We start from the raw sequence: 16,921 nt of genomic DNA on the forward strand, positions 1-16,921 counted from the left end.
AGCCGGCTTATTTTGTTTCGCAGGATGAATCCTTGGCTGCTGTTGCCGTGTCGGCGGACACCGCTGCAGCAGCGGAAGACAGCGGGTAGAACCGCAGCCGGGCAGGGCCCAGGGTGCCATCCCCCAAAGCTTCCAGCGCGGCTTTGCACTCCACCAACCTGCACAGGTTGCTTTCACTGAAAGGGAACAGCACATGCACGGCGGAGTTTTGGTACATGGCCATCGCTCCGGTGCCATGCAGTTGCCCTTTAACGGCTTCTCCCATCCGGGCCAGGAGGGTCCAGCAATGGCTCCGGCCGTCTCGAGGGCCGGCGATGGAGATGATGGCCATGGCATGCGCGCCCGGGCAATCGGGCCCAGTCCCCATTGACGACACTTCATGGATCCGCCGCTGGAAGTGTGCCTGTGTAGCCAGTCCTGTGTAGACATCCGTGCACGAGATCGGCGGCGCCGTTTCCGCAACCTCCGCCCAGCCTTCCGCCACTGACTGCAAGGCATCGACGTCCAGGGTCCTTTCCGCGGCCGAAAAGAGTGCCCGGAAATCAGTCATGGTCTCACCGATGCCCACGCCATTCCTGGCCCGTGCGGCGCCGAGCGATTTTGCTGCAGGTGCCGGAACGGATGCGCTGTCAGCCAGTGAGGAGACGACGGTCCGGACTTCGGGCAAGAACCAGTCAGCATGGAAGCGCCAGCCTGTCTGGTAACTGGTGGTCTGCCATCTACGCAGCAAAAGGTGCCGCGAGAACGTGCACTCTGCGAATGATTTTGTCCGGAACGATGTCATATCCGAAGAGTGTGCGGAGAAGCCGTTTCGTGACGAAGCGGACGGCAAAATCGTTGCTAAAGACAGTGTATAAACCGCGTCACGTCTTGCCGCTTACCCCCACTCAATAGATATGGGCAGGATTATTTACGTTTCGGGGGTGCCATAGATGGCACGAAGGTCACAAGTGGACAGTCAAGTGGACGTCGACGTCGATAGCGACGGGCACCTCATCAGGATGGTCCGTGCCGGAGAGATGTCCGCATTCGACGGGCTCTACGCGCGCCACATTTCCATCGCCTCCGCCGTAGCCAAGCGCAACGTGGACAATCCGAGCGATGCCGAGGATGTAGTTGCCGAGGCGTTCCAGTCCGTGCTGCAAAGCCTGGTGGCAGGGAAAGGGCCGGATACCTTCTTCCGGGCGTACTTGTTGTCCACGGTAACCCGGCTGTCCCACCAACGGAATCGAAAAGCCGGCAGGGTCCTGCCAAGCAGTGACGAGTCTGTCCTGGACCAAACTCTGGCAGATTCCGATCCAGCCGTCAGCGCCTTCGAATCACAAACAGTGGCCAGGGCGTTCCGTGCCCTGCCGGAACGTTGGCAGGCTGTGCTGTGGTACCTGGACGTTGAGCGCATGAAGCCGGCGGCCGTCGCTCCCATTCTTGGGCTGTCCGCCAACGCGGTTTCTGCACTGGCGCTGCGAGCACGAGAGGGGCTGAGGCGGCATTATCTTCAATTCCATATCGCAGATCAGCCTGATGACGGGTGCGCCGCGTTCGTCACGAAACTGGGTAACTATCTCCGGGGCGGACTCTCCACTGGAACGGAACGCAAAGTTCGCGAGCACCTGAACGGCTGCTCCAAATGCACGGCAGCCCTTGCAGAACTGAAAGACGTCCAGAACAGCATGAGGGTGGTACTTCTTCCGCTGGTGACGGGTATCCCAGTGACTGCGTGGGCGGCAAAAGGGGGCGGTCTGGGCGTTCTTGGCGGGATGGCGCCGGCAAAGGCGGTGGTCGTTCCCGCCCTTGCGAAACCCGCCGTGATGGCCGTCATTGCAGCGGCAGGAGTGGGACTGGTCTTGGGAACAGTGGGAATAGTGGACCAACTAACCCCTGACGCTTATATGGAAGAGCGCGCTGTCGAAACCGGCGCCCCTCCGGTGGGGACGGGCCGAGCGCTCGTTACACCTTCAGCGTCCCCAACCAGTACCTCGGCCCCTGCCCCATCGGCCGAGGTTCAGCCGGCGCCGGTGGAGACCACCCCTCCGGTGTCAGTGCCGGAGCCGTCAACGGAGCCCGTGGCGCCACCAGTACCGGAGCCGGATCCCGTTCCGGTTCCGACGTCCACCCCCACCACGCCTGTACCAGTTCCCTCTGCGGTGCCTTCGCAATCTGGGCGGGCACAGGTCTCCGGTACTGCCAGGCGCACCTCTGAGGGCTACTTCCGCGGCACTGCCATGGAAATCGACTTCAATGCCTCAGGCACCCGACCCTTGGGCGCAGGTACGGCGGTGTTTGCAGTGGGCAGGGATTCACGGATTGTGGAGAACTCCATCGAGGCACCAGAAGGATGGTCGTGTTCCATGGCGGGGGGCACAGAAGTTACGTGCAACACGGCTTCAGTCCAGCGCAGCGATCTGCACTTCCACGTGACGGTGCAATCCAAGCGCCATAAGTCCAACAGCGTGCTGAGGTACTCACTGAGCGGAAGCGGCCTGGTCAAGGGGGAGTTTGAGTACCGCTATTAAAGGGATTCATCGGCAGCGTCACGAATCTCCTTCCCAGTTCACTACTTCTACGGCGGTCTCCGGAGATGGGAACCGTGCTAATTCGCTACGCATTATGGGGGCATTATGGAAGCAACGCTGTTCTCCGTTGCTGGTTTGTTGGGGATTCTGGTAGCTGGCTGGACTTTGGTTCCAGCTGGCCGGAACTGGTTCGCGCGAAAGTTCAGCTCACCGAACAGGCTCCGTTGGACGTTGGCCTGTTTTGGAAGTTTGCTGCTGGTAGCCCTTGCGGGGTGTGCAGTCGGCCGGACACATCCTTCCTGGCTGAATACGGTGGTTGTGCTTGCCGGTGCAGGGCTGATTGTTGCGTGCCTTGTTGCTCCGGCTTTTCGGATCCGCTACAGGGTGGCTGCCCGGCCTCGAAGAGTGCTCGCCATCGGAGCACACCCCGATGATCTGGAATTGGCCTGTGGGGCCACGCTGGCCAAGTTGTCCGACGCCGGCCATGACGTCAGGACCATGGTGATGAGTAACGGGAGCCAGGGCGGAGACAGCAGAGTCCGCGTAACGGAGGCTGCTGCAGGCTCGGACTTCATGGGCGCCACTGCAGTGCAGGTCCACCACTTCCAAGACACCAACTTGTCCGGGCATGGGCCGGAGATGGTCAAAGCGATCGAGGAGGCCATTGAGGACTTCCGTCCGGACGTTGTCATCACGCATTCCCGCAATGACTACCACCAGGACCACCAAGCGGTCCATAGTGCCACTATGCGGGCGGCGCGGCGGCACTCCTCCATTCTGTGTTTTGAAAGTCCGTCATCCACGCGGCAGTTCGATCCCAGCGTTTTCGTGGACATCGCCGGGTATGTGGACGTAAAAATCCATGCCGTGGGTATGCACCGGAATCAAAAGGGAAAGCCGTACATGAGCGCTGAAAGGGTCCGCAGTCTCGCGGCCTTCCGGGGCTCACAGGTCAAGACCACCTATGCAGAGGGTTTTGAACCTGTCCGGTTGCTCGGCTCTGCCGTAGGGGAGTTCTGATGGTGCGCGTGCTGGTGACGGGTGTTGGCGGGCCGGCTGGGGACTCCTTGGCACGTCAATTGGTGGACCAGGGACATTGGGTTCTGGGCGTCGATATGAAACAGGTCCACGCTTCGGCGGCGGACGCCGTGTCTATGGTGTCACCCTCTAGTGCACCGGGCTACTTGTGGGAACTTCGCGGACTCGTAGCCGCTTATGAGATAGAACTGGTGGTGCCAACCGTCAGCGAGGAACTGGTGATGGTGGCGGAGGCCCGGGATGGTTTCGCTCCGGGAGTCGAGATCCTGATCGCGGACCCGACACCCGTTCGGCTCGCGAATGACAAGTACCTCACCATGAAGTGCCTTGCCAACGCCAATGTGGGGGTTCCGGATTTCGCGTTGCCGGGGGATTTCAGCTCAATCAATGAGGCAATGGCCCGCTTTGGCGGATCCTTGGTGGTCAAGCCCCGGGTATCGCGCGGTGGACGCGGAGTCCAGATCCTGGAAAGGGCTGCCGACGGCGGAAGAAGCGCCGCGCGCATATGGTCCTCATTGGATGATTCCTGGATCGTGCAGCGCTTTGCGCCGGGCGCCGAGTATGCGCCCGTGGTGTTTCGGCCCTGGCAGGAGTCGGAGCAGGACGATCTTGTGGTGGTGCTGGAAAAGACAGAGCTTAAACACGGTCGCATCGGCAACGCGCTCTCGGTCAGGAGAGTGGATACGCCGGAGGCTCCCGATATCGCCCGGATAGCGGAAGCAGCCTCCGCCGCACTGGGCCTGGCTGGTCCCGTCGACGTTGACGTCCGCCGCATGTGGGACGGAACTCCGGTGGTTCTGGAGGTCAACGCCAGATTTGGTGCCAATAGTGCCTTCGCACCGGAACTCCTGGAACGGGTCCTGCGGAGCTATATCCACGGGCCAATGCTCGGACGGACTGTGTGAGTTTGGTTGACGCGGCCATGGTGTTCGTCCAGTGTGGTGGCTTGGTGATCCTGGGTTTCGGAGCGGTCAAGATCGCCTACGTTCCATTGGCCTTGTATTTCAACTGGTTCCACCGTTCCAAAGCTCCAAAGCATCGCTACTCGGTTCTCAGCCAGAGGCCCTTGGTGTCGGTCATCGTCCCCGGCTACAACGAAGCCGTGGTCATCACCAAATGCGTCGAGTCGATCCTGGCGAGCAGGTATCTGCGGCTCGAGGTCATCCTTGTAGACGACGGCTCCACCGATTCCACTGCGCGCATCATGGCGGGACTGGCGGAGCAGTATGACAGGGTGCGCTTCCTGTCGCAGACGAACGCCGGGAAAGGGGCCGCCCTCAACAATGGAATCGCCGCAGCGCACGGCGACATCCTGATGTTTGTTGACGCTGACGGGATCTTTGCACCGGACACACTCGTGAACATGCTGGAAGGTTTTGACCATCCAAAGGTCGGAGCGGTGTGCGGCGATGACCGGCCCGTGAACCTGAACCGTGTCCAAACCATGATGCTTGCCGTCCTGAGCCACGTTGGCACGGGCCTGGTCCGCAGGGCTCTCTCCTTGTTGCACTGCCTGCCCATTGTTTCCGGGAACATTGGCGCCTTCCGGAGCGAACTTGTGAGGGAAGTGGGCGGATTCCACGAGGACACCCTTGGTGAAGACCTCGAACTGACGTGGAGGGTCTACAAGGCGGGCTACCGGGTTCGCTTCCAGCCCAGTGCCCTGGTCTACGCTGAGTCGCCCTCCACCATAGGAGGACTGTGGCGCCAGCGTGTGCGCTGGTCGCGCGGGTTGCTGCAAACACTCCGGATGCACATGGGGATGCTCGGGCGGCGTCGTTACGGACTGTTTGGCATGTTCCTGGTGTTCAACGCCATCACCATGGTGGTGATACCCGTGCTGCAACTTGCCATCCTGGCAGTCCTGCCCTTTCTCTACATCGCCGGTGAAGGTCCGGTGCCGGGCCAGGTCTTCGCGATTCTTGGCTGGTTGGGCCTTTTCGTGTCTCTGGCCTTGGTGTGTTTTTCCATTGGTCTTAACCGGTCATGGCGGGATCTGCGATTCCTTTGGACCCTGCCGTTATGGCCCTTCTATTCGGTGTTCGTTGGACTGGCGTTGGCCAGCGCAATCGCCAAGGAGATCCGTGGCACACCGGCCAAATGGAACAAGTTGCAACGCACCGGTGTCATCAGCGTGATTGCTGCCGAGGCCAAAGTCCCGAAAGAGGTGGGCGCGTGAACCGCGCAGCCTCGGCGATCGCAGGCGCCCTGTTGGCTTCGACCCTGACGATGGCCTCGTGCGCCGGGGAACCACTTCCCAAGCCTGCGGACCGCATGGTCAACCTGGGCTTCGAGGACGTGGTGAACAGTGAGCCCGGCTATCTTGCGAAACTCTCAGAACGTTTGGACTCAGTGAATGCCACGGCGGTGTCCATCTCCGTTGGACGCACCGATTGGACAGCTTTCCCATGGCCGGACCAATCCGGGGCGGAGTCCAGTGAGGTTTCCCAGTCAGGACGGGACTTCGTGGCAGAGTCCATCACGGCGCTGGAGACTGCGGATGACGGAAGCAAACGCGATGTCATCCTGACCATCGACGTCTTATTGGACCGCGCGCTGAAGGAAGATCCTGCCCTTGCCGGGAGGAACGTTGACGGGGCGGCATCCGATTCCTTTGCGGGTGTGTGGTCATTGAGGCACGGCGCGGCCGGTACCCGGCTGGCTTCCCTAGCCGCTGGTGTCGCCAAGAAGTACAGGCCCTCGGCAGTGAACCTCACAGAGCTCATGTTCGACGACTTCACTTTCGGCGGCAACGATCTCAAGGACTTCAAAATCACCACCGGCTCCACGGACTGGCCCCGAAACGGTGACGGAACCATCGATACGTCAGACCCACGAATCCATACGTGGCGCAGCGAAGCCATGGCGGACATCGTGCGCAAGGTGAGTGCCGCCGTCGAACCTTATGGTGTCAATCTGGACATGGACGTGCGCTCGCCGCGCGATTCACCGTCCGGGGACCGGGCGGACAGCGGACATGACTACGATCTCCTACTCAAGCAGGTGGACCGGCTTCACGTGTGGGAGTACGTGGGGCTCAACAGCGAACGGTCCCCCAAGACCCGGGAATTGGCTGAATCCATGAACCGCCGCGCGGGTTCCCGCATGTCCTTGTCGGTGGGACTTTGGTCCAATGAGGGCCGGATAACGGCGGGAGAGTTCGGTACAGCTTTGCGGGAGGCGGCGCTCGGCGGGGCCACTTCTGTATCCGTGACGCCCGCCAGTCTCATGGAGGAGCAGCACTGGGGGGAACTGAGGAAGGCCTGGGTGGGGAAGTGAGCACTGTTGAGCCGATTCCCCGCGGAGTACGCTGACCGCATGGGGATGGACACAGTGGTTGCAATCGTTGTCAGTGGTGCCCTGATCTGCGGCTCCATTTGGGCTGGCACGGGACTTGTTAAACGGGGTGTTCGCGCGAAGGGGGCAACAGGCACACTGGGTAGTGTCCTCTCGATGATTGAACCTGCCACCGGTGCGCCTACCAGAGTGGAGGCGGCTGCTGCGATCGAAGAAATGCGGCAGCGCAGGCACGAGAAGCTCTCCGCGGGGCCCGGCTTGGTGCACGACGAGCTGATGAGTGGCAAGGTGGTCCTGCCCGGGCGGACTGATCAAAAACGTGACGCCAGAATCTGAGACGCATTCCATGGGTCGAGTTCGGGGCGGGTAAGATCCCGTAGGAAACCCTAGTAATCCGGCTCACAGTATCCAGCGCAGTGTACGGGCCAAAACCAGATCCCGAAGGTATGCATCCATGGTTCACACTGCCCCTCAAGACACCGATCTCGCTGCCGAATTGCGCGCCGATGTGCGCCGCGTTTCCACCCTCCTGGGTGAATCGTTGGTTCGCCAGCACGGTCCGGAATTGCTTGCCCTCGTGGAGCAGGTCCGCCTGCTGACCAAGGAGTCCAAGGAAGCCGCGCGCGGCGGTGCTGATGCCACCGGGCCTTGGAGCGCGCACGACGTCGTTGCCCAGGTCCGCGAATTGCTCGCCTCCCTGCCGCTGGACCAGGCGACGGATTTGGTGAGGGCCTTTGCGTTCTACTTCCACCTCACCAATGCGGCGGAACAAGTCCATCGTGTCCGAGGCCTCCGCACCCGGCAGGAAAAGGACGGCTGGTTGGCCAAAGCGGTTTCCGAGATCGCCGGCCAAGCGGGTCCACAGGTCTTGCAGGACGTGATCAACGAGCTCGATGTCCGCCCCATTTTCACGGCGCACCCTACGGAGGCCTCACGCCGGTCCGTGCTGGACAAGGTCCGCAAACTCTCCGATGTCCTTGCCGAGCCCACGGCGGAAGGCACGTCCGCGCGTCGTCGACAGGACCGGCAGCTTGCCGAAATCATTGATCAGATGTGGCAGACCGATGAGTTGCGCCAAGTCCGCCCCACGCCCGTGGATGAGGCACGAAACGCCATCTACTACTTGAACAGCATCCTGACCGACGCCATGCCGGAAATGCTGACGGACCTGTCCGAGCTTTTGGCCGAGCACGGTGTCGCACTCCCGGTGGCCGCCGCTCCGCTGCGGTTCGGTTCGTGGATCGGTGGTGACCGTGACGGCAACCCCAACGTCACAGCCGCTGTCACCCGGGAGATCCTGCAGCTGCAGAATCAGAACGCCGTGCGCATCAGCATTGCCTTGATCGACGAACTCATTTCGGTTTTGTCCAACTCCACGGCACTTTTTGGGGCCGACCAGGTACTGCTGGATTCGATCGCCGAAGACCTCAAGAACCTCCCGGGGCTGGACAAGCGCATCCTTGAACTGAACGCTCAAGAGCCCTACAGGCTCAAGCTGACATGCATCAAGGCCAAGCTCATCAACACTGGACGCCGCGTTTCGGCGTCGACGTATCACGAGCCTGGCCGGGACTACGCCACCACCTCCGAGCTGCTGGCAGAGTTCGGGCTGTTGGAGGACTCACTGCGGAACCACTCAGCCGCGCTGGTGGCAGATGGTGCTCTGGCCCGTGTTCGCCGGGCAATCGCAGCCTTCGGCCTGCATTTGGCAACGCTGGATATCCGCGAGCACGCCGATTACCACCACGACGCTGTTGGCCAGCTTGTGGACCGACTCGGCACGGAGAAGCCGTACGGCGACCTCAGCCGTGAGGAGCGCTTTACGTTCCTGGGCGCAGAACTGGCCTCCCACCGCCCGCTCTCCGGGCACCCCATCAAGCTGGAGGGTACTGCCGACGGCACGTATGACGTCTTCCGGAGCATCCGGCAGGCACTCCACACGTATGGGCCGGACGTCGTGGAGACGTACATCATCTCGATGACCCGGGGCGCTGATGATGTCCTTGCCGCGGCGGTCCTGGCCCGTGAAGCCGGACTGATTGACCTTTTTGGGGCCAAGCCCCACGCCAAGATCGGGTTCGCCCCGCTGCTGGAAACCGTGGAAGAACTGCGCGCTTCTGCCGAGATCGTGGACCAGTTGCTGTCCGACCCGTCATACCGGGAACTTGTCCGTCTCCGCGGCGATGTCCAGGAGGTCATGCTGGGCTACTCCGATTCCAACAAGGAATCCGGTGTGATGACCAGCCAATGGGAAATCCACAAGACCCAGCGCAAACTGCGCGATGTTGCGGCCAAACATGGTGTGCGAGTCCGTTTGTTCCATGGCCGCGGTGGTTCCGTGGGCCGCGGCGGCGGACCAACATACGACGCCATCATGGCGCAGCCCAACGGCGTCCTGGAAGGTGAGATCAAGTTCACCGAGCAAGGTGAGGTCATTTCGGACAAGTACTCCCTGCCCGAACTGGCACGCGAAAATCTTGAGTTGTCCCTTGCAGCGGTGATGCAGGGCTCGGCCCTGCACCGGACTCCGCGTACTTCGGAGGACGAGCGCGAGCGCTACGCGAACGTCATGGAAACCATCTCCGACGCAGCATTCGACCGCTACCGCGCACTGATCGACGATCCCGAGTTGCCGGCCTACTTCCTTGCCTCCACCCCGGTAGAGCAGTTGGGTTCGCTGAACATCGGATCACGCCCGTCCAAGCGTCCGGATTCCGGCGCGGGCCTTGGAGGTCTCAGGGCCATCCCATGGGTCTTCGGTTGGACCCAGTCCCGGCAGATCGTTCCCGGTTGGTTCGGTGTGGGTTCAGGCCTGAAGGCTGCCCGCGAGGCAGGCAACACCGACCAGCTCCTGGAGATGATGGACCGCTGGCACTTCTTCCGCTCCGTCATCTCCAACGTGGAGATGACGCTGGCAAAGACTGACATGGAAATTGCCGGTCACTACGTTTCCTCGCTGGTACCGGAGGAACTTCACCGCCTGTTCCACATGATTCGTGACGAATACGAGCTCACCGTGGCCGAAATTGAGCGGCTGACAGGCGAGATCGAGCTCCTCGATGCCCAGCCCACGCTCAAGCGGTCGCTGGAGATCCGCGACCAGTACCTGGATCCGATCAGCTACCTTCAGGTGGAGCTGCTCCGCCGCGTGCGCGAAGAGTCCGTGTCCGGAACCGAGATCGACGAACGGCTGCAGCGGGCCATGCTCATCACGGTCAACGGTGTAGCCGCGGGCCTGCGCAACACCGGCTAACAAACGCTCACTCACGTCCCTCGGTGTTTCGAGGATCCCTCTCTCACCTGGTGAGAGAGGGATCCGCTCAAGGGCGCGGGATGTGAGAGGGGGATCTGCCCAAGGGCGCGGGATGTGAGAGAGGGATCTGCCCAAGGGCGCGGGATGTGAGAGAGGGATCCGCTCAAGGGCGCGGGATGTGAGAGAGCGTTAGGGTGGTGGGATGCCGTCGTTCCAAACCAAGTTGAAGATCACTGGCCTCAAACCGGGGAATGCGCCTGAGTCAGTGATGGCCGCAGCCGTGGAAGCCTTGGAAACCCGCCACCACGTGGAGTCGAACCAGCTGGATATCGTGGGCGGCGTACCCCAGATCAGCCTGCGCTTCACGGTGGGCGACCGCGATTATTCAGGTGAGAACGACGAAGCCCGGACGTCGGCAGCCATGATGCGTGACGCCGTCGAACGCGTGGCCATCACGGGCAGCCTTTACGTATTGCGCCGCAGCCGCGGACGCTGGTCACCGGTCTAACGACGCAGGTCACCGGTCTAAATCGGGGAAAGTTACTCGGGCTGGGGTACGTCGCCGGGCTTATCGGCGTTGTACGGTTCGTCAACAGGTGAGCTGCTGCCGCGGCGACGCGTGACGATCAGTCCCACCATCACGCCGATCACCAGGCCTACGGCCACGCCGATGAGTGAACTGGCCCAAAACGGCAGCTTGGTGGTTGAGCCGGTGAAGTAGCCGAGGCCCACTTGCCAGACCGCCCAGAGGACCGCACCCAGGCCGGCGCAGAGGCTGAAACCGCGGACGGAAACGTTGGCAATGCCCGCCGCCGAGGATGTAGCAAGCCGGCCTCCGGGGATGAAGCGTGCGCCGATGATGGCGCCGTAAGTGGAGGAGCGTCCGGCTTTGGCGATGGCCTCGTGGATTCCGCGGTGTAGCCGACGGCCCCACGACCACCGGTCCAGGACATGGCTGATGCGCCGTTTGAAGAGGATAAAAACCGCCATGTCGCCGAGCCAGGATGCCAAGGCGGCGAGGAACAAGATCAGCCAGAAGTTGGCGTGGCCGTCGGCGGCGAGGGCACCGCCGGTGATCACCACCATTTCCGAGGGGATGGGCGGGAAGATGGCGTCGCCCAGCACAATGGGGACGATCCACAGGTAAATCGCGGATCCCCACGTCTCAGGGGCGGTGATGTCCATGGGCACAAGGTACCGCACTTGCCGCATCCGCCGCTCCGGCGCGAGACTGACGCCATGCGAATCGACATTTTGAAGGGGGACATCACCAGCCGCCCGGTGGACGCGATTGTCAATGCCGCCAACTCGTCTCTGCTCGGTGGAGGGGGAGTGGACGGGGCCATCCACAGGGCCGCCGGCCCGGAACTCCTCGCCGCGTGTCGCGAGGTGAGGCGGACGTCGTTGCCGGACGGGCTGCCGGTGGGCTGTGCCGTCGCGACCCCCGGGTTCCGGCTTCCCGCACAGTGGGTGGTGCATACGGTGGGTCCCAACCGGCACGCGGGGCAGACGGATCCGGCGCTGCTCGCCTCGTGTTTCCACGAAAGCCTGAAAGTCGCGGCCGGTCTGGGCGCCAGGACGGTCGCCTTTCCCGCGATCAGCGCCGGAATTTACGGATGGGACGCCCGTCAGGTTGCCGGGGTAGCGCTCGACGCCGTGAGGTCGTTTTCGTCGTCATCTTCCGGCGGCGTGGCTGCGGACAACCTGCTTGAGGTGGTGGAGTTCGTGCTGTTTTCAGAGGATACGACGGCGGTCTTCCGGGCGGTGTTTGGTTCCTCACCGGGGCCGGACTCCTGACGTTTGCGGCGCTGAACCACGAAATAGAGCGCCGCGACGAGCGCCAACGACGGCAGGCCGAAGATCAACGTCATATTGAAGGCCGAGGTGCCCAGCGTACTGATGCCGATGGAGAGCATGAGCACGGCGCCAAGAATGGTGCCCGCTGGGTAGAAGCGGGTCTTGTAGGAGAGCTCCGTTCCGCTGCGCTTCATACTGCGGCGGAAGAACCAGTGGGTGATGAAAATCATGAACCAGGTGAACATGGCACCGAACATGGAAATGGCCATCATGAAGGTGAAGGCTGTCTCCGGGAACATCGCGTAGACCACCGTGGCAACGGCGATTCCGGCCGTGGACAGGACCAGCGCATTCACGGGGGCGCCGTTGGAGCGCAGCTTTCCGAACATGGCCGGGGCGTCCCCGCTGCGGGAGAGGCTGAAGATCATGCGGGTGGAGATGTAGAGCTGGCTGTTCATGGCCGAGAGCGCAGCAATGATCACCACAAAAGTCAGCAGGCTGTCGGCGAAAGGGATGCCCAGGTTTTGCATGACAGTGACGAAGGGGCTGCCGCCGGCAAGGATCTGGCTGACCGGTGCGATCGCAAGGATGAGCGCCAGGGTGACGATGTAGAACAGGAGCAGCCTTGCGATGGTGGTGCGGAAAGCCTTCTTTACTACTGTTGCGGGGTCCTTTGCTTCACCTGCCGCGATGGCGATCATTTCGATGCTGAGGTAGCTGAAGATGGACACGATCACGGCGAACCAGGTGCCGGACAGGCCATTGGGGAAGAAGCCGCCTTCGGCGGTGTAGTTGTGGAAACCCGTGCCCTCCGTACGGGCGCCGAACACGATGTAGGCGCCAAGCACAATGAAGGCGATGATCGCGAAGACCTTGATGCTGGAGAACCAATACTCCAGGGTCCCGAATACCTTCACGTTCATGGTGTTCACGCCGATCAGCACTGCGGAGAAGAAGATGACCCATAGCACTGATGGAACGTCCGGGAACCACAGCTTCATGTATTCGCCAACGGCCGTTACTTCAGTTCCCACAGCCAGCACAATGCAGGACCAATACATGTACTTGACCAGGAACCCGGCCAGCGGGCTCACGTAGTGCTCGGCAAAGGCACCGAACGAGCCTGACGTGGGGTGTGCCACCGTCATCTCGGACAAACTGCCCATGAGTAGCAGTGCGATCAACCCGCCTATGGCGTAGCTGATGATCACGCTTGGACCGGCAAGGCCGATGGCAAACTTGCTCCCCAGGAACAGTCCTGTGCCGATAGCACCGCCCAGCGCGATCATGGTCATCTGGCGGGAGGTGAGCTGCCGTTTAAGCCCACCTTCACGTGCCTGGATCTTGTCGAAACTGCCCATCGCGACCTCCTCGTCGATTCTGCAAATCGCTCCAAGATAGAATCCAGCTCAAGGCAGAACAACGGATTTCGAAGCATCACGAGAATATTGGAGGTGTGTTCGTGTCGGATTCACCCACAACGCGTACATGGGGAGCCGTTTCGAACCGGGTTCGGCTCGACGAAACCGACCGGCTGATCCTCAAAGAACTCATGGCCGACGCCAGGATCCCCAACAACGTGCTCGCCTCGAAGGCGGGCATCGCGCCCTCCACGTGCCTCGGACGGGTCCGGGCACTGCGGGACGCCGGGATCATCCGGGGTTTCCACGCTTCGGTGGACCTGGAAGCGCTGGGGTTCCTGGTCTATGCGCTGATCTCAGTGCGCGTGAATCCGCAGGCAAGGAACAAGATGCTGGCCATCGGCCAACGGTTGAGGGCGCTGCCGAACGTCCAGAGCGTCTTCCTGCTGGCCGGGGACCAGGACTTCCTCATGCATGTGGCCTGCGGGACGCCCAAGGAACTCCGGGACTTCATTGCGGTTCATCTGGCCTCGGATCCGGCTATCGCGAACACTCAAACAAACCTGGTCTTCGACCACCTGACGCCGGGGGACTGACGCAGCCGCCGGGCCGCGCGGAACAAGTGCCGGAAAGACCCGCGCCAGGTGCTCAAGCCTGGGCTTCGCTGAGCTCCAGCTGGCTCCGGTATTCCACGGGTTGTTTGGTGATGGGGTCAACGAACCGGATGCCGCGGGCCAGGAGCTGGAGCGGCTTGCTGTAATCGTCCGGGGCCTTGTCCAGCAGGTCCGGGTAGAAGGCATCGTTGACGATGCCCAGGCCCAACGACGCCATGTGGACGCGAAGTTGGTGCGTTTTTCCGGTGTGGGGTTCCAAGCGGTACAGCGCGCGTTGGTGAGTGCCGGCGTCGAACGTTGCTGTTTGTTCGATCCGCGTTTCGGCGTTTGGTTCGCCGTCGATGACTTCGGCGAGCAGATAGCTGCGGGACTTGGTCATGCGGTTGCGGACCACCGTGGGGAACTCGACGGCGGGATAGCCTGCGGCGGGCGTCGCGGCAGAGACGCACTCGTATTCCTTCTGGACCTGGCGCTTCTCGAAGAGCACCTGGTACTTTCCCCGGGTGTCCGTGTTGGTGGACAGCAGGAGGAGGCCGGCGGTCATGCGGTCCAGGCGGTGCATGGGGATGAGGTCCGGGAGGTTCAGGAGGTTCCGGAGCCGGACCAGAGCGGATTCCTGGATGTAGGTCCCGCCGGGAGTGGTGGGGAGGAAGTGTGGCTTATCCACCACCAGGATGTGTTCGTCCTGATGCAGGATGTTGATATCCACCGGCAGCCGTGTCTCCGGCGGCAAGGTCCGGTAGTACCAAATGAAGGTGTGGTCCTCCAGTTTGGTGTTCCGGTCCAGCGGCACGCCGCCCTCGCCTACGATTTCGCCGGCATCGAAACGGTCCTCGATGCCTTGGGGGTCGATGTGTCCCCAACGATGCATCATGTAGTCCATGGCGGTGGTCCACGGCCCCTCGTCCGGGAGGCGGAGGCGGGTCGCATTCACGCCGTCGCGCACGGGGAGGGGGGATTGCATCACCGGACAATTCTACCGGCTGCGTTGTGGGGCCCGCTCTGCGTACTTTGGCCGCGCTGAAGCGTGCAGAGCGGACCTCACAACCAGCCCACAACCGACGAGAAAAAAGTTCTTGACAATAAAAGTTGTCGGTAAGCATACTTGAAGCATGTTGGACATCGAAGTGATCGAGGACCCGGCCGCGGCGGAAGCGTCGCTGGACCCGATCCGCACCCGCATCCTCCGCGAGCTCGCCGAGCCCGCGTCCGCCACGCAGCTGGCGCTCAAGGTCGGCCTGCCGCGGCAGAAGGTGAACTACCACCTGAAAGCGCTTGAACGGCACGGATTGGTGGAACTGGTGGAGGAGCGTCGAAAGGGCAATGTCACCGAACGTGTGGTGCGTGCGACGGCGGCCTCCTACCTGATCTCGCCCGTCGCCTTGGCATCTGTGGCGCCGGACCCTCGACGTTTTGCGGACCGCTTCTCCGCGTTTTGGCTTCTCTCCCTTGCCTCGCGCACCGTGCAGGAAATGGGCAAGCTCATCTCCGGTGCCGCCGTGGCGAAGAAGAAGCTGGCCAGTTTCGCGATCGACGGCGAGATCACCTTCCGCTCTGCGGCGGAACGCGCAGCGTTCGCCGAAGAGCTCGGCGTGGCGGTGACCCAACTGGTGGATAAGTACCACGACGGCGGTGCTGCCGCGGAGGCGGGCGGGGCACGCAAGCACCGGCTCGTCGTCGTGCTTCACCCCGCACTGAAGACGCAACACGAGCCCCCAGCAGATCCAATAGCAGAAAAGGACCAAGGCAATGACTGACAACCGGAGATTCGACATCGTGGCGGATACTGAACTGCCCGGCACCCCCGAGCGGGTATGGAATGCTGTCACGGCGGACACGGCCGCTTGGATGTTCCCCACGGATCAGTGGCCCGACGTGAAGACCACCGAGGAGTTTCCCACGCACTTGGTGTCCCGGATGGATGGCCCGGACGGCTGGTTCAACCAGTTGGAGCACGTCCTGGAGCCGCTCGACGGTGGCCGTGCCAAGCTGCATTACGTCCACAGCGGCATCTTCGCCGATAACTGGGACGAGCAGTACGACGGCGCCAGCAAGCATACGGAGTTCTACCTCCACACGTTGGGCCAGTACCTGCAGTACTTCGATGGCAAGCCCGTAGTGTTCACGGACATTCAGGCGCCTGCTGCTTCACAGACCCCCGACGGATTTGTGCAGCTGAAGAAGGCCTTGGGTGTGGCGGATGTTGCCGCCGGCTCGCGATTCGACCTGGACGTCGACGGCGTGGGGCGGCTCAGTGGCGAGGTGGACTTCTCCAACGAGAACTTCCTGGGACTGCGGACCGACGACACCCTCTACCGCTTCTTCGGCCGTAATGCCTTCGGCGCTCCGGTGGGCATGACCGTGCACGAGTTCGGCGGTTCCGGCGACTCGGAGCTCACGGCCAAGGCGTGGGGCGCATTCCTGGAGAAGGTCTACGCGTAGGTGAAACCGGCTAGGCGGCCCAGGCACGTGCCACGGATTCCAGGGCCGCCTCGTAGATTCCAGCCCAGTCCGTTGCGGGGTCATTCATTTGAGCCAGCTCGAGGCTGACCAGCCCGTGGACCTGACCCCAAATGGCCATCGCCACCATGGTGGGATCGTCGCTTCGGAGCCTGCCGGCTGACTGGGCAGCCACCACCGCCTCCACCAAGGGGAGCATTGAATCCGAGGCGACGTCCGGCGTCGGGCTGCAGTCAACGTAGCCGGCCAACGCGCCACCGAACATGAGTCGGTACAACGCCGGATGTTCCAAGGCCCACACTCGGTAGGCGCGCCCAAGCTCCAGCAGTCCGCCCTTGGCGGCCTCCTTTTGGGACTGGCCGAAGGACCGAAAACCGTCGTCGACGGCGGCCGTCAGCAGCTGCGCCTTTCCGCCGAACAGCGAGTAGATGGCCGTGGTGGAGGTCTCTGCCGCCGCTGCGACGTCCCGAAGGGTGACGCGGGCAGGACCTTCGCGGTCCACAAGGTCTGCAGTGACCGCCAGGAGACGCTGCTGGACGTGCTGATCATGAACGACGGGTCTTGCCATGCCCTCAAGTCTTTCATAAC

Annotated in this window: 16 protein-coding genes and 1 pseudogene; 12 read left to right on the top strand and 5 right to left on the bottom strand. The window is 62.3% G+C overall.

What is annotated here, in order from left to right; translation table 11 throughout:
• Nucleotides 1-7 precede the first annotated feature (7 nt).
• Entirely contained in the window at nucleotides 8-784 is a 777-nt protein-coding gene (locus tag AYX22_RS04235; RefSeq protein ID WP_207596254.1) for a hypothetical protein, read from the bottom strand.
• Between the two features lie 166 nt (nucleotides 785-950).
• On the opposite strand from AYX22_RS04235, the gene AYX22_RS04240 reads away from it, so the two are divergent.
• The 8 genes from AYX22_RS04240 (at nucleotide 951) to AYX22_RS04275 (ending at nucleotide 10,609) form a co-directional block, all read left to right on the top strand.
• Nucleotides 951-2,513, top strand: coding sequence for a sigma-70 family RNA polymerase sigma factor (locus tag AYX22_RS04240; protein ID WP_242703519.1), 1,563 nt, complete (start codon nucleotides 951-953; stop codon nucleotides 2,511-2,513).
• 312 nt (nucleotides 2,514-2,825) lie between these two features.
• The gene (locus AYX22_RS04245; RefSeq protein WP_242703520.1) at nucleotides 2,826-3,533 is read left to right on the top strand and encodes a PIG-L deacetylase family protein; all 708 of its coding nucleotides are present in this window, start codon (nucleotides 2,826-2,828) and stop codon (nucleotides 3,531-3,533) included.
• Nucleotides 3,533-4,456 carry an ATP-grasp domain-containing protein gene (locus AYX22_RS04250; protein WP_207596256.1) on the top strand — a complete coding sequence of 308 codons (924 nt, stop codon included), beginning with the start codon at nucleotides 3,533-3,535 and terminating at the stop codon, nucleotides 4,454-4,456. The genes AYX22_RS04245 and AYX22_RS04250 overlap by 1 nt, the downstream gene beginning before the upstream one ends.
• Nucleotides 4,453-5,730 (top strand): glycosyltransferase family 2 protein, encoded by a 1,278-nt coding sequence (locus AYX22_RS04255; RefSeq protein WP_242703521.1) that lies wholly within the window; start codon nucleotides 4,453-4,455, stop codon nucleotides 5,728-5,730. Before AYX22_RS04250 ends, AYX22_RS04255 begins: the two co-directional genes overlap by 4 nt.
• Entirely contained in the window at nucleotides 5,727-6,830 is a 1,104-nt protein-coding gene (locus AYX22_RS04260) for a hypothetical protein (protein ID WP_242703522.1), read from the top strand. The genes AYX22_RS04255 and AYX22_RS04260 overlap by 4 nt, the downstream gene beginning before the upstream one ends.
• Before the next feature lie 174 nt (nucleotides 6,831-7,004).
• Entirely contained in the window at nucleotides 7,005-7,184 is a 180-nt protein-coding gene (locus tag AYX22_RS04265) for a hypothetical protein (protein ID WP_207596257.1), read from the top strand.
• Between the two features lie 118 nt (nucleotides 7,185-7,302).
• Nucleotides 7,303-10,101 (top strand): phosphoenolpyruvate carboxylase, encoded by a 2,799-nt coding sequence (gene ppc / locus AYX22_RS04270; protein WP_207596258.1) that lies wholly within the window; start codon nucleotides 7,303-7,305, stop codon nucleotides 10,099-10,101.
• 202 nt (nucleotides 10,102-10,303) lie between these two features.
• A complete protein-coding gene (locus AYX22_RS04275) occupies nucleotides 10,304-10,609 on the top strand; it encodes a hypothetical protein (protein WP_089593699.1) in 306 nt (101 codons plus the stop codon).
• 32 nt (nucleotides 10,610-10,641) lie between these two features.
• Here AYX22_RS04275 and AYX22_RS04280 read toward each other — a convergent pair whose 3' ends face one another.
• Complete coding sequence (locus tag AYX22_RS04280) at nucleotides 10,642-11,286, bottom strand: DedA family protein (RefSeq protein ID WP_207596259.1); 645 nt, start codon at nucleotides 11,284-11,286, stop codon at nucleotides 10,642-10,644.
• A 54-nt stretch (nucleotides 11,287-11,340) separates the two neighbouring features.
• Here AYX22_RS04280 and AYX22_RS04285 point away from each other — a divergent pair, with 54 nt between their 5' ends.
• A complete protein-coding gene (locus tag AYX22_RS04285; protein WP_207596260.1) occupies nucleotides 11,341-11,898 on the top strand; it encodes an O-acetyl-ADP-ribose deacetylase in 558 nt (185 codons plus the stop codon).
• Nucleotides 11,899-12,032: 134 nt separating this feature from the next.
• On the opposite strand, the pseudogene AYX22_RS04290 reads toward AYX22_RS04285, so the two are convergent.
• Nucleotides 12,033-13,259, bottom strand: a pseudogene (locus AYX22_RS04290) (amino acid permease); the annotation flags it as partial.
• Nucleotides 13,260-13,360: 101 nt separating this feature from the next.
• Between AYX22_RS04290 and AYX22_RS04295 the strand changes: the two are divergent.
• Entirely contained in the window at nucleotides 13,361-13,855 is a 495-nt protein-coding gene (locus tag AYX22_RS04295; RefSeq protein ID WP_242703523.1) for an Lrp/AsnC family transcriptional regulator, read from the top strand.
• Between the two features lie 52 nt (nucleotides 13,856-13,907).
• Here AYX22_RS04295 and AYX22_RS04300 read toward each other — a convergent pair whose 3' ends face one another.
• The gene (locus tag AYX22_RS04300) at nucleotides 13,908-14,837 is read right to left on the bottom strand and encodes a pseudouridine synthase (protein ID WP_207597468.1); all 930 of its coding nucleotides are present in this window, start codon (nucleotides 14,835-14,837) and stop codon (nucleotides 13,908-13,910) included.
• 148 nt (nucleotides 14,838-14,985) lie between these two features.
• Here AYX22_RS04300 and AYX22_RS04305 point away from each other — a divergent pair, with 148 nt between their 5' ends.
• Both AYX22_RS04305 and AYX22_RS04310 read left to right on the top strand, forming a co-directional pair.
• Complete coding sequence (locus AYX22_RS04305) at nucleotides 14,986-15,630, top strand: helix-turn-helix domain-containing protein (RefSeq protein WP_207596261.1); 645 nt, start codon at nucleotides 14,986-14,988, stop codon at nucleotides 15,628-15,630.
• A complete protein-coding gene (locus tag AYX22_RS04310) occupies nucleotides 15,623-16,315 on the top strand; it encodes an SRPBCC domain-containing protein (protein ID WP_207596262.1) in 693 nt (230 codons plus the stop codon). The genes AYX22_RS04305 and AYX22_RS04310 overlap by 8 nt, the downstream gene beginning before the upstream one ends.
• A gap of 10 nt (nucleotides 16,316-16,325) precedes the next feature.
• Here AYX22_RS04310 and AYX22_RS04315 read toward each other — a convergent pair whose 3' ends face one another.
• Nucleotides 16,326-16,901 (bottom strand): TetR-like C-terminal domain-containing protein, encoded by a 576-nt coding sequence (locus AYX22_RS04315; protein ID WP_207596263.1) that lies wholly within the window; start codon nucleotides 16,899-16,901, stop codon nucleotides 16,326-16,328.
• Nucleotides 16,902-16,921: the final 20 nt, after the last annotated feature.

It is taken from the genome of Arthrobacter sp. D5-1 (assembly GCF_017357425.1).
GTDB lineage: Bacteria > Actinomycetota > Actinomycetes > Actinomycetales > Micrococcaceae > Arthrobacter.